We start from the raw sequence: 14,361 nt of genomic DNA on the forward strand, positions 1-14,361 counted from the left end.
CGCAGTTAGGTGTAGCAGCCTTCGTGGCGGTCTTTACTGACAAAATTACACAAACATAGGAAGAGCACGGCGTGCTCCGAACAAACATTATGAAATACCGTTTGTGAGGAGTATGCCGTGCTCTTCCCTTTTTATCATATTCAATTAAGACCGCCACAAGGCTGCATAGCCTTACAAGCAACGACCAACGAGGCTGCATAGCCTAATTAGTGACGTTTAAAGCCTAGTTTTTCTATAATGATGAACAGCATAGGGATGATTGCCACTCCAAAGAATGTGGCTGTAATCATACCAAATACTACGGTCACACCCAAGGATGCACGGGCACCAGCACCAGCGCCACTTGCCAACATCAATGGCGAGCATCCAATGATGAATGCAAAGGACGTCATCAAGATAGGACGTAAACGAATCTTCGCTGCCTCAATGGCTGCATCTACATAGTTCATACCTCTTTCATCAACACGAATTTTAGCATATTCGATAATCAAGATCGCATTCTTCGCTGCTAAGCCCACCAAGGTAAGCAAGCCAATTTGGAAATAAATATCCAAGGCAAAGAAATGTGTAGATTTCATCATGGCACCAATCATATTGAATAACCATGGACCAAGTACAGCACCAAAGATACCTGTTGGAACAGATAATAGTACTGCAAATGGTACTTTCCAAGATTCATACAAGGCAGCCAACACAAGGAATACAAAGACAATACCGAATCCAAAGATAATCAACACTTGGGATCCCGCTTTGATTTCCTCACGAGTTTGTCCACCCCAATCATAGGTATATCCTTGTGGCAATGTATTTTTCGCCACTTCTTCTAAGGCTTTGATAGCATCACCAGAGCTAACACCTTGCTTAGTATTACCACCAATGCTCACTGCTGGGAAGTTGTTATATCGTGTTACCACAAAGGCAGATGTCGTTTTTTGCGGTGTAATATACGTATCAACTGGCACCATTTGACCTGCTGCATTACGAACAGTCAATAGATGATTCATACTAGGATCGGTACGGAACTGATTGTCCGCTTGTAACATAACTTTGTAGTTTTTACCAAACTTAGTAAAGTCATTTAACTGCATACCACCATAATATCCTTGTAAGGCTGTATAAATATCTGTCACAGCTACACCATCACGAGCCGCTCTATCACGATTCACATCAAAATTATAGGATGGTGTGGCCGTATTGAAAGTCGTATAAATACTAAGGAACTCAGGACGTTTTTGAGCTTCTCCTAAGAACTGTTGCACTACCGCATTCATTTGTTCTGTACTATGACCCGCTTTATTGATGAGGTACATGGAGAAACCACCCGTCTTACCAAGACCTGGGAGGGATGGTGGATTCAACGGAATAATCGTTCCTCGTGGGTCCTTAGAACCATGGATGAAAGTATTTCTAATCTTCGAACCAAGCTGTTGATCTGGTTGCGTTCTTTCATCCCAATCAATTAAGGATGTAAAGATGGCACCACCACTAGTTTGTGCCGTTCCTGACAAGACATCAAAACCTGGCACTGTGATCGTACCATCCATATCTTTATCTTCATTCAAGAAGTGACCTAAATCAGTTAACACATCTTTTGTACGGCTAGAAGTAGCCCCTGGCGGCAAGGATACCGCAACCAGAAAATAGCCACTATCTTCAGCAGGTACGAATCCACTTGGCACCATACGCATCATACCAAAAGCTGCACCTAAGAAGATAGCCAATGCCAACCATGTGGCCCATAGACGATTGGACCAACGAGCTAAAAGAATACCATACTGATCGATTCTTCGATCCAAGAATCCATTAAACCACTCCAAGAAACGACCCACTATATTAGTAGTCTCTTTTGGCTTATGTGGTTTTAACATAATACCACACAATGCAGGCGTCAATGTCAATGCTACAAAGGCAGAATTAATAACAGAAATAGCTACTGTTAAAGCGAATTGTTTATACAATACCCCCGTTAAACCACCCATGAAGGCCACTGGAACGAATACGGAAATCAATACAAAGGCAATACCAATAACAGGGCCTTGTACTTTTTCCATGGCTGCCACAGTAGCCGCTTTTGGTTTCAACCCATTGTAGCGCATTTCATATTCTACAGCTTCGATTACGACGATGGCATCATCCACGACGAGGCCAATCGCTAACACCATGGCTAGCAAAGTCAATGTATTAACAGTAAAGCCCATTACTTGGAACGCCGCAAAAGTACCAATCAAAGATACTGGCACTGCAATCATTGGAATCACTGTAGACTGCCATGTTTGCAAGAACAAGTACACAATTATCGCTACGAGAATCAAGGCTTCTGCAAAGGTTTTTACTACTTCTTTCATAGAAGCTTTTACGAATTTTGTATTATCTACAATAATCTTCGCTTGCATATCCGGTGGGAATGCTTCTTCTTGTTGGTGAATAACCTCTTTTACAGCATTGATTGTTTCTAATGCATTCGCATCATTCGTTAAAGAAACAGCAAATGCAGCTACTGGTTTATCATTGCCCGTTTCTTTTGAAAAGCTTGTAGGCTCTACAGAATAACTTTGTGCCCCTAATTCAACACGAGCTACATCTTTTAAATGCAATAAATTATTCTTTTTATCTTTTTTAATTACGATATTTTCAAATTCTGAAATTTCAGCCAAACGACCTTGTACTTTCACAGATGTGTTGAAAGCTTGATCTTTGTCAATTGGATCGGAACCTAATGCACCTGCTGCAGCCTGTTTGTTTTGACTGCGAATCGCATTGCTTACATCCGTTATCGTAACGCCATACTTAGACATTTTCGTAGGATCTAGCCAAATACGCATGGCATAGTCAGCACCGAACTCCTGCACCGTACCAACACCATTCACAGATTGGATAGCATCCATCATATAGTTCGTAGCATAGTTTTTTAAGAAAGTTCTATCATAACTACCATTTGGAGATACCAAGTAGAATACCATAGCCATATCCCCAGATGATTTCGTAGTGGTCACGCCCACCGTTTGTACTTCGGATGGCAAGGATGCCAAGGCACGGGCTACACGGTTTTGTACGTTTACCGTATCCATATCGGCATCAGTTCCTTGCTCAAATTGAACTGTCAAGTTATAGGAACCATCCCCTGTACTCGTGGATTGCATATAATCCATATTTTGGACGCCAACGATTTGTTTTTCGATGACTGCCGCTACCGATTCGCTTACAACCTCAGCATTGGCCCCCATGTAGGCAGTACGTACCTGTACTTGCGGTGGAGAAATCTGTGGATATCTGTCGATCGGCAGTTTTGATAAGGAAATCAACCCTAGCAATGTAATGATAATAGAGATTACGATGGCAAAGATAGGGCGATTAATAAAGAATTTTGACACAATATCACCCTAATTACCTTTCTCAATATCTTCCTTGCTTAATAAAGTTGCTTTCACTTCTGCTCCATTTTTCGCTTTTGTTAAGCCATCTACAACTATTTCATCTCCCACTGTTAGACCTTTTCCATCTTTGGAAGGACGAATGATGGTATACTTACCACTTGTACCGCTAGTCATAACTGGCACTTGTTCTACTTTGCCATCACGGATGACCATAACGAATGTTTTATCTAATACTTGTAATAAAGCACGAGATGGAACTAAGATTGCACCTTGAATCGTTTCACCGCTAGTAATAACGGAAGCATACATATTTGGTAACAGCATATGATTTGGATTTGGGAATGCTGCTTTTAAAATCAGCTGACCTGTACCGCTATCTAAGTTTTTGGCAGCTTCCACAATGCGACCTTTAATTGTGCTTACAATTTTGTGATTATCATCATAGGTACCATAGATTTCACCATTGGACAATTTCAATTCTACTTCGCCATCTACAGAACGATGTGCTTTTTTATATTCTAAGTACTCTGCTTCACTCATACTAAATTGTACATATACTGGATCGGTAGAGTTCAATGTGACAAGTGCTGTTTGTCCAGCTGTAACGAATGTACCTAAATCTACATCATCCATTTCCAATGTACCATCAAATGGCGCATATACAACCGTATCTTGTAAATTATTTTCCGCTAAGCGGATTTGTGCTTCCATAGCTTCTAAGGCTGCGCGATTTTGTGCAGCCACACTAGCTTGTGTATCCAGTGTTTGGCGGGCAATGGCATCTTCATTTGCTAATGTTTGATAGCGCTGTAAATCGACTTGAGAGTTTTGGTACGCTGCGCTAGATCGTGCTGCATTGGCTTGTGCACTAGCTAGGTTCGCTTCGTATTGACGTCCATCGAGACGATACAATGCTTGACCGGCTTTTACCGTGTCGCCCCCTTTTACATATTTTTCAACAACTCGACCGGATACATTCGCTCGAATCACAATAGAATTTTGTGCCAATACAGTACCATTGAAAGATTCTTGTACATTTGTATCAGTAGCTGTGATTTTATAGGAGTTAACCTCCGTTGGACCTTGCCCCGGAGCTTGTCCACCACAACCAGATACAAGTACAAGGGCTGCCAAGCTAGCTGCCACTAAACCATTATACGCTTGTTTTTTCATTCATTTCACCCTTATTTGTAATACCCTGTAATATAACTGAAATAACCTTTGGCATATATTTATAAATATCCTCATGATGATTGGAGCTTTCAAACACAATGCGTCGTACAGCACCTTGCAACATCATAATGATAATATCAACATCCACATAGCGAGCAATAGTTCCTTGCTCTTGTTGGTGTAGTAAATAGTGTTTAAGTAAGTCCCAATCTTTCTTGAACAAAGTTTTCAACGTTTCTTGTAGTTGCGGTATATATAAGAAGATTTATATGAAAGATTCTCCACTGAAAGCCGCATACAAATTTGATCGTACTCTAAAATACCTATTTAATACTTCTTCTACAGTAAGACTTTTATTGTTCACAATATTCTCATGCTGTCTGTAAAAGTCTTCTGCCCCATGGACTAAAATGGTTTCTACAATTTCATGTTTAGAACGAAATTGTTCATACAACGTACGTTTACTAATAGTCAATGCTTTTGCTAAATCATCCATGCGGAATGATATGCCTTGCTCTTCAATCATTATGGCCGCCGCTGCTAAAATTTTCTCCTTAACGGTAACCAATATAGCCCTCCTTTCATACTCTCTTTTATATCTATTAAAACTCAAAGTATACTACTCAGTACTACTCTTTAGTTTACTTAAAATAAGAACAAATGTCAAACTATGAAACCCATCAATTCGATGATGTCTATATACCCCAAACTTTCATTTTTAGAAAGTTTAGGGCATGAATACCCCAAACTTTTATTTTTAAAGAGTTTAGGGTATGAATAACCTAAATTTGCAAGCAAAAAATGCCACGCCTTAGCGCAGCATTTCTTTGAAAGCAGATTAGTTATCCCATACTTTAGGGATATAATACTCAGTAAATAGTTTTATCGCATAGTTATCTGTCAGACCCGCCACATAGTCCACAATATCTTGGTCTGTAATGGGATTGTCATGATGGATTTCATGGCGAATCGCCTCGGGATGTTCTTTATAGTACATAAATAAGTGTTTTACCACATAGTCACCTTTATTCCGATCTGGAATTAACGACGGTGCCCGATAGACACGTTCAAACATAAAACGACGGAAAATATTCATAGTTTCCACACCACGTTCTGACATAGAAATCACCGGTTGATCCATAGAGGATGTCACCATATCTGTGACCATGGCAGTAATCATTTTGGAATGGGTATCTCCGAAGACCTGTACCACTTCTTTCGGTAAATCATTCACCCTGAGCATATGTGCTCGCAACGCATCATCAAAATCATGACACAAATAGGCGATACGATCAGCAGTGCGTATAATCTGCCCTTCCAAGGTAAGAGGCATATGAGAGCCTGTATGCCCTAAAATACCATCACGAACAGCAGTTGTTAGGTTAAGACCTTGTCCATCCTTTTCTATACTTTCCACCATGCGCAAGCTTTGCTCATTATGATTGAAATGACCTACCATATCACGAAGGGCGTATTCCCCCACATGTCCAAATGGTGTATGTCCCACATCATGCCCCATAGCGATAGCCTCCGTCAAATCTTCATTCAACCGCAACGCCCGTGCAATGGTACGTCCAATCTGTCCCACTTCTAAGGTATGTGTCATACGAGTCCGATAATGGTCCCCTGGAGCAATATATACTTGTGTTTTATGTTTTAATCGACGGAAACATTTGCTATGTAAAATACGATCTCGATCTCGTTGAAAATCCGTCCGATATGGATCAGGCTCTTCCTTACGATCTCTTACAGATTCTCTACTTTTAGCCGCATAAGGACTTAACATAGTATATTCTCGTTCTTCTAGCATTTCACGAATACTCATATGACACCTCCTAGCTTAGCGTGTATCCATGACACGATTTTTTTGAATGATTTGCATCACCATACCAGCTGTTTCTTCGATAGATTTATTAGTTACATCAAGTACTGGACAATGCAACCGTCTCATCACAGTTTTTGCATAATTTAACTCTTCTTCAATACGGCTTACATTCGCATAATTAGCGTCCGCATGTAGTCCCATGGTACGAAGACGTTCTTCACGAATATTGTTCAATTTGAAAGGATCAATAATTAACCCCACAATCTTGCGCCCTGGAATTTGGAACAATTCTTCTGGTAACGGTACTTCTGGTACCAATGGTAAATTGGCTGCTTTTATTTTTTTATAGGCTAAGAACATAGATAATGGTGTCTTACTAGTACGAGAAATACCAATAATGACAATATCTGCTTTTTCAAAGCCTTTTGGATTTTTACCATCGTCGTATTTCACGGCAAATTCAATAGCCTCTACCTTTTTGAAATATTCTTGGTCTAGTTTATGAATCATACCAGGTGCCAATCTAGGCTCTGTATCTGTCATAGTTCCTACTGCATCCATAACAGGACCCATAATATCTACGGCTTGCACACCCTGAGCTTTACAAGCTGTATCTAAATAAGACCGCAATGCTGGTGATACAATGGTATGACAGATCACATGTCCGCCGGTAGCGGCTTCTTTTACCACTTCATTTATTTGTAATTCATCATTAATATAGGGCACACGAACGATATCAATCGTTTCCTTATCATATTGACTTGCCGTAGCACGTGCCACTGATTCAGCTGTTTCTCCTAGGGAGTCAGAAATTGCATAAATAATTTTAGCCATAATTACTCCTATCGTTTTCCACAGTCCCAAAATAAACGGGTCACTGTGGTTTTAGAAATACGACCTACTACACGATATTCTTTACTTGTCTCTAATAATACCTTATCTACTACCGGTACGCAATCGATTTCAAAATCAATCATCCGTTCTACTGCTTCCACAACAGGCATATCGGGATATGCCACTACGACTTTACTAGTAGGTGTCATGATCATGGAAATAGGCATAGTATTTAAATCAGACCCACCAAGAGAGGCGCGCAATAAATCTTTACGCGAAACCACTCCTTTTAATATACCATCATCGCAGATTAAGATAGTTCCTACATCTTCTGTGAACATGGTAACAATTGTGTCATACACAGATGCTGTGGAACTGACTGCTACCACACTGGACATAACTTGTGCCACAGTAAAACTATTAATCTCAGCCGCTAAGGGATTATTTGCCACTTTACCAACATAGTAATACCCGACCTTTGGCCGTGCATCTAAAATACCCATCATTGTCAGTACCGTTAAATCTGATCGCAACGCAGACCTCGTTAAGTCCAATTTTGTAGCGATCGCTTTACCAGTGATAGGCCCTTCTTGTTGTACAATTTGTACAATCGATTCTTGTCGTTTTGAAAGATTCATATTGTTACCTTTCTATGAAAAAGGAGGCTCCTTCCAGAGCCTCCTCATCTATTACCAATCTAAAGCTTCTGTATTTTGACGACCTTTGCCTGTCAAAGCATCTAACATAATGCGTTGTTCTAATTGTGCCACCATTTTTTTCGTAGACACCACAGCATCTGGATTTACAGAAATAGAATCAATACCATGTTTTACTAAGAACTCACAGAACTCTGGATACACACTTGGTGCTTGTCCACAGATGGATACTGTTTTGCCATCTTTGTGTGCTGTTTCAATTAAATGTTTAATAGCACGTTTTACAGCCAAGTTTCTTTCATCATAAATATGTTGTACAGTTTCATTATCACGATCACAGCCTAATACAAGCATCGTTAAGTCATTGGAACCGATAGAGTAACCATCTACATATTGATTGAATTGATCCGCCAAGATAATGTTCGCAGGGATTTCAGCCATCAACCATACTTTGAAGTCTGCATTACGTTGTAAGCCGTGTTCTGCCATAATACGAGTTATTTCTGCTGCTTCTTTCACAGTACGACAGAATGGAATCATGACTTGCAAATTTTTAAAACCGAATTCATTACGTACTTTTTTAATGGCTTCTAATTCTAATAAGAAAGCTGGTGCATAGCGTTCATCATAGTAGCGAGAAGCGCCACGGAATCCAAGTAACGCGCTAGATTCTTCTGGTTCGTATTTATCACCACCATTTAAATCACGGTATTCGCTAGATTTGAAGTCACTCAAACGCAATACAACTTGTCGAGGGGCTAAGGCTGCACATACTTTGCGCATACCTTCGGCTAAGGTGTCGATGGCAAAATCACGACGACCTGTTTCGATTAAATGCATTGGGTGTTCATGAATAAATGTAGTCCAAATGAATTCCTCACGCATCAAACCAATACCATCACAAGGTAATACACCATATTTTTCAGCCAAGTCTGGATCGCCTAAGTTCATGTAGATTTTAGTAGCTGTAATCGGTGTTGGCTCTACATAGCGAGCTTCTGCTGCCGGTTCTACTTTTTTGGTAGCCTCTTCTAAAATTCCATCATAGACAATACCATTTGTAGCATCTACAGTAATCATTTGACCGTCAGAAATCGTTTTCGTCGCCTCTTCACTGCGAGATTTTGTACCTACAATACAAGGAATCCCCAACTCACGACTTACAATAGACGCATGACAAGTCATACCACCTGCATCTGTGACAATAGCTTTAGCTTTTTTCATCGCCGGTACCCAGTCAGGAGCAGTCATAGTAGTAACAAGGATTTCTCCTTCTTTGAAATCATCGATATCTTCTGGATTTTCGATCACATGGGCACGACCTGCTGCTTTACCAGGGCTCGCAGGAAGACCTTTTACAACAATCTTACGTTCTGTTGTAGTCGCTTCCACTACAGTTTCTTCTTTTTCTTTCTTTTGAGAGAATACAGTTTCTGGACGGGCCTGTAAAATCCATACTTTTCCATCGCGCTCATCGATGCCCCATTCCATATCCATATAGCAACCATAATGTTTTTCAATCGCTTTTGCGTAAGTTGCTAATTCGATAACTTGTTCGTCTGTGATAACTTGTTGACGAGCTTGGTCTTCAGGAATTTGAATTTCAACACAATCCCCTTCTGGTTTACGTACTAATGCAAGATTTTTATCGTTAATCATACGATCTGTAATTTGCATCGTCCCTTTATCTACAGTGAAATTATCTGGTGTCACTGTACCTTGTACTACATACTCACCAAGACCCCAAGATCCTTCGATAATAATGGATTTGTCATCACCATTCATAATATTCACAGAGAACATAACGCCTGCAGCTTTGGAGTATACCATCATTTGGATGGCTGCAGACAAAGCTACTGTCATATGATCGAAACCTTGTTTTACACGATAGTAGGTAGCACGGTCAGTGAAAGTAGATGCATAGCATTCTTTAACTTTCGCAATGATCATATCTGCGCCACGAACATTTAAGTATGTATCTTGTTGACCTGCAAAACTAGCATCTGGCAAGTCTTCCGCAGTGGCACTAGATCTTACCGCTACAAATGGGTTCTCTTCCCCTACTTTACGTGCTAACTCTTCATAGCCTTCACGAATAGCCTCAGCTAATGGAGCTGGCATTTCCTCATCCATAATCATTTGACGTACTTCTGCAGTCACCTTACGTAACAACGCAGAGTTTTCCACATCATGCAATTCTTCCAATTTAGCTTTAATTCGATCTACTAAACCAGTTTCTTCCATGAAATAACGATAGCCATGGGCTGTTGTAGCATATCCATAAGGAACAGGTACATTCGTAGAAGAAGTCATTTCTCCTAAAGAAGAAGACTTACCACCAACAATATCCACATCCTCACGATGCAATTCATCAAACCAAAGAACATATGCAGTATCACGACTCATGATTATCCCTCCATCACAAATAGTATTCATAATTTAAGTATATAGTACAACACATATAATAAATAGTCAAGCATTATTAGGATTAGAATCAAAAGTAAGTTGTAAATTAAGCCCCATTTTAATAAAAGATACATCATAATAATGTAATTTTAAATAAAAAAGCACCCTTATAGGATGCTCTTCCATTTGCCCTATTCAGTTACAAACACCACAGGCTACATAGGGAAACAAGTGATATTTGTAATACACCTACTAACTGTGCTATAATTAAGATAACAAAAGAAGAGCCATCAACGTGTAGCTGGCGTTAGGCTCATCTTAAAACTTTCAAAATGGATAGCCTAACGTGTATAAGTATTAGCGGTACTTATCTTATACGTTAGGCTTTTCATTAATTATTTAAATAAATCAATGAGATGTACTATTAATTTTAAGATTAAAAATAATCTATACATATTTCTAAATTTTTTCATAGTACCACCTCCTCCCATAATAGGAAGAGATGATTCACACCCAAAATACAATAAGAACACCAGAGGAACGCAGTTAGACGTAGTAGCCTTGTGGCGTCTCTTACTACCTAAATCACTCAAACACAAGAAGACCGTAACATACCCCTGAACAAACATAACCACTGTATAGTTTGAGAAGGGGTGTGTTACGGTCTTCCCTTTATCTTATTTAGTTAAAAACGCCACAGCCTACATAGACTAACAAGAGACGATTTTAATGAATTTCCGTTTTCCAACTTGCAATACCATACCGTCTTTCAATAGAATATGTTCTTCATTACACTTTTCACCATCAATTTTAAAGGCTCCAGCTTTAATAGATCGTCTTGCTTCTCCATTACTTGCTGTTAAGCCTGCATCAGATAATAACTGTGGTACAAACACAGGTTCTTCTGTGATTGCCACTTTATATTCTGGAATATCTGTTGGCATCGCATGTTTTTGGAACACACGCACAAACTCATCTTGTCCAAAATTAGCAGCTTCTTCTCCATGATATAGACGAACGATAGTATGAGCCAATTTCATTTTTACATCTCTAGGATGGGCTGCACCAGACTCTAAATCCTTACTAAGTTGTTCTTGTTCTTCAATACTCATGTCTGTTACCAACATAAAGTAACGCATCATCAATTCATCTGGAATAGACATCGCTTTACCATACATTTCAGATGGAGCTTCACTAATACCAATGTAGTTGCCAAGAGACTTACTCATTTTTTGAACCCCATCAAGGCCTTCTAAAATTGGCATTGTAATAATGGTTTGCTCGGGCATCCCCTCTTCACCTTGTAAATGGCGTCCCATTAACAGGTTAAATGTTTGGTCAGTACCACCAAATTCCACATCAGCTTTCAAAGCGATAGAATCGTAACCTTGCATCAATGGATACATGAACTCATGAATACTAATAGGACGACCTTCTGTATATCGTTTGTGGAAATCATCTCGCTCCAACATACGAGCTACTGTATATTTGGAGGCTAACTTCAATACATCCGCAAAATCCAATTTGCTTAACCATTCACTATTGAAACGAACTTCTGTTTTTTCAGGGTCTAAGACTTTAAAAATTTGTTCCTGGTATGTTTTCGCATTAGTAATCACTTGTTCTTCTGTCAACGGTGGACGAGTTACGCTTTTGCCAGTTGGATCACCAATACGAGCTGTAAAGTCACCAATTAAAATGATAACTTTATGTCCAAAATCTTGGAATAATTTAAGCTTACGCAAAACAACAGTATGGCCCAAATGAATATCTGGAGCTGTTGGATCTAATCCTAATTTGACAATCAATGGCGTATTTGTTGCCACGGATTTTTCTAATTTCTTTTTAAATTCATCTTCTGGTAAAAGATCAGCTACCCCATGGGAAATGAGGCGAAACTGTTCTGCTGCACTAATCATGATTATCTCCTATGTTACTGTGAATTTTTAGATGATCTAGGAGCAACAACTGGCTCCTTCCCTTTATTACCTTTAGATTTAGATGGACTTTCATCATTGGATGTTGTACTAGTATCATCCTCTACATCTCCATCTTTTTTATCTTTTTTGTCTTTCTCATCTTTTTTCTTGTCTGTAGCTGGGTTTGTATTGCCTGCATAAGCCTCAGGACCTACCCCCTCTGGCACTGTAAAGTTAGATGCTGGAGTATCTGCTAAAGCTGCTTGCATGTATTGTCTCCAGATGATAGCTGGTGTTTGACCACCTGTGGTACCATGTAAAGTTTCAGATCCACTATCATCACCCATCCAAACCACTGTCACTAAATCAGGCGTATAACCTGCAAACCAAGCATCTTTTTCTTCATCGGTAGTACCAGTTTTACCTGCTACTGGACGACCAAAATAAGCATTACCACCTGTACCAAATTTAATTACAGATTCAAGCATATTTGTCATCATATATGCATATTTTGGCTCTACAACACGAGTTTCCTCAACAGAACCTTCCTCTACAATATTACCATTACGATCTATAATTTTCGTAATAGCTACAGGCTTAACTTTCACACCGTTATTGGCAAGCACCCCGTAGGCTACCGCCATATCCATAGGTGTCACACCTTTTGTCAAACCACCTAATGCAACAGCTAAGTTATCATCACCATGTTTATCTAATGTAGAAATCCCCATTTTCTCAGCTAGGTCCAACACATTTGACATACCCACCTTATCTGCTGCTAATACAGCTACTACGTTATTAGAGTGAGCTACTGCATTACGCATTGTCATAGCGCCTGAATGTCTACGAGAATAGTTTTGAGGCTTCCAGCCATTAAATTCAGATGGTTTATCTACATATACTGTACCTGGAGTATCTCCATTTTTCAAAGCTGCCAAATATACAAATGGCTTAAAGGCTGAGCCAGGTTGACGTACCGCCATAGTTGTACGATTAAAGGAATCTGTACCACGTCCACCCACCATAGCTACGATATGACCATTATGAGGATTAATAGAAATCAATGCCCCTTGTGGCTGCTGTAAGCCATTTTCATCCGTATAATAATTTGGTAAGTTTTCCATAGCCTGTTCAGCAGCCCTTTGTGCCTTCATATCAATGGTAGTATAAATTTTCATACCTTCTTTATAAATTGCATTATCACCATATCGTTCCGATACTTCATTAATAACATAATCTACAAAGTAACTCATTCTGCCATATCCATTGGAAGATTTTGGTTTATCTAGCAAGTGTAAGTCCGCATTTTTGGCTTCTTCTGCTTGATCAGCTGATAGATAATCATATTTCACCATCTGTCCCAATACAACAGCCTGACGCGCTTTAGCTGCTTTTAGATTATTAAATGGAGAATAATAATTTGGACTTTGCGGTAAGCCCGCTAAAATTGCCATCTGCGCTAATGACAGGTCCTGCACATCTTTATCAAAGTATACATGAGACGCTGTTTGTACGCCATATGCACCTTGACCAAAATAAATTTGGTTCATGTACATTTCTAAAATTTCTTGTTTTGTATAGTGTTGTTCAATACGCAATGCCAATAAAGCTTCCATAATCTTACGTTTAAAGGTACGATCCTGTGTTAAGAAAGCATTTCGTGCTAACTGTTGTGTAATCGTAGATCCACCTTCTGCAACACCGTCATGAATAATATTTACCCATACAGCGCGTAAGATACCAATAGGATCGATACCATGATGGCTATAGAAACGATTATCTTCTGTAGCAATAAAAGCATTCTGAAGGTTTTTTGGAATTTCTGACAACTTCACAGGTAATCGATTTTCTTCTGAATGGACAGTAGTAATTAAATCACCATTCGCATCATATATTTGTGAAGATGCTGCTGGTTTTACATTAGCCACGTCCGGTAAAGAAGACATAGTGGCACCTAAAAATCCACAACCTGCACCTGCTACAATCAATATAAATAAGATAAAGAAAATCCAAAAAGAACGTTTCCAAGATGATTTTTTCTTTATCAGTTTCTTTTGCACTACCCGTCTCCTAGGAGGAATGGGTCTTGATGAACTAGGATTCATATGTCACCTCTCTAAAGCTCATTATTTCCTATAGAACTCCCTTAATTATACTCTATTGCAGATTTTTGC

10 protein-coding genes are annotated in these 14,361 nt (G+C 39.4%); all 10 read right to left on the reverse strand.

What is annotated here, in order from left to right; genetic code table 11:
• Positions 1–206: 206 nt before the first annotated feature.
• Entirely contained in the window at positions 207–3,371 is a 3,165-nt protein-coding gene (locus HMPREF3032_RS05775; protein WP_062402926.1) for an efflux RND transporter permease subunit, read from the reverse strand.
• A gap of 9 nt (positions 3,372–3,380) precedes the next feature.
• Positions 3,381–4,547: an efflux RND transporter periplasmic adaptor subunit gene (locus HMPREF3032_RS05780; RefSeq protein ID WP_062402929.1), complete on the reverse strand. Its 1,167-nt coding sequence runs from the start codon at positions 4,545–4,547 to the stop codon at positions 3,381–3,383.
• Positions 4,528–4,779, reverse strand: coding sequence for a hypothetical protein (locus HMPREF3032_RS05785; RefSeq protein ID WP_062402931.1), 252 nt, complete (start codon positions 4,777–4,779; stop codon positions 4,528–4,530). The genes HMPREF3032_RS05780 and HMPREF3032_RS05785 overlap by 20 nt, the downstream gene beginning before the upstream one ends.
• Positions 4,780–4,812: 33 nt before the next feature.
• The gene (locus HMPREF3032_RS05790; RefSeq protein ID WP_062402934.1) at positions 4,813–5,115 is read right to left on the reverse strand and encodes a TetR/AcrR family transcriptional regulator; all 303 of its coding nucleotides are present in this window, start codon (positions 5,113–5,115) and stop codon (positions 4,813–4,815) included.
• 270 nt (positions 5,116–5,385) lie between these two features.
• The gene (locus HMPREF3032_RS05795; RefSeq protein WP_062402936.1) at positions 5,386–6,372 is read right to left on the reverse strand and encodes a deoxyguanosinetriphosphate triphosphohydrolase; all 987 of its coding nucleotides are present in this window, start codon (positions 6,370–6,372) and stop codon (positions 5,386–5,388) included.
• Between the two features lie 15 nt (positions 6,373–6,387).
• A complete protein-coding gene (locus tag HMPREF3032_RS05800) occupies positions 6,388–7,206 on the reverse strand; it encodes a pyruvate, water dikinase regulatory protein (RefSeq protein WP_062402939.1) in 819 nt (272 codons plus the stop codon).
• Between the two features lie 8 nt (positions 7,207–7,214).
• Positions 7,215–7,844, reverse strand: coding sequence for a CBS domain-containing protein (locus HMPREF3032_RS05805; RefSeq protein ID WP_009354020.1), 630 nt, complete (start codon positions 7,842–7,844; stop codon positions 7,215–7,217).
• Between the two features lie 51 nt (positions 7,845–7,895).
• Positions 7,896–10,268, reverse strand: coding sequence for a phosphoenolpyruvate synthase (ppsA, locus tag HMPREF3032_RS05810; RefSeq protein WP_062402941.1), 2,373 nt, complete (start codon positions 10,266–10,268; stop codon positions 7,896–7,898).
• Positions 10,269–10,978: 710 nt separating this feature from the next.
• Entirely contained in the window at positions 10,979–12,187 is a 1,209-nt protein-coding gene (gene tyrS, locus HMPREF3032_RS05815; protein WP_062402945.1) for a tyrosine--tRNA ligase, read from the reverse strand.
• A 14-nt stretch (positions 12,188–12,201) separates the two neighbouring features.
• A complete protein-coding gene (locus tag HMPREF3032_RS05820) occupies positions 12,202–14,292 on the reverse strand; it encodes a transglycosylase domain-containing protein (protein WP_062402949.1) in 2,091 nt (696 codons plus the stop codon).
• Positions 14,293–14,361: the final 69 nt, after the last annotated feature.

The organism is Veillonella sp. DNF00869 (assembly GCF_001553345.1).
Taxonomy (GTDB): Bacteria; Bacillota; Negativicutes; order Veillonellales; family Veillonellaceae; genus F0422.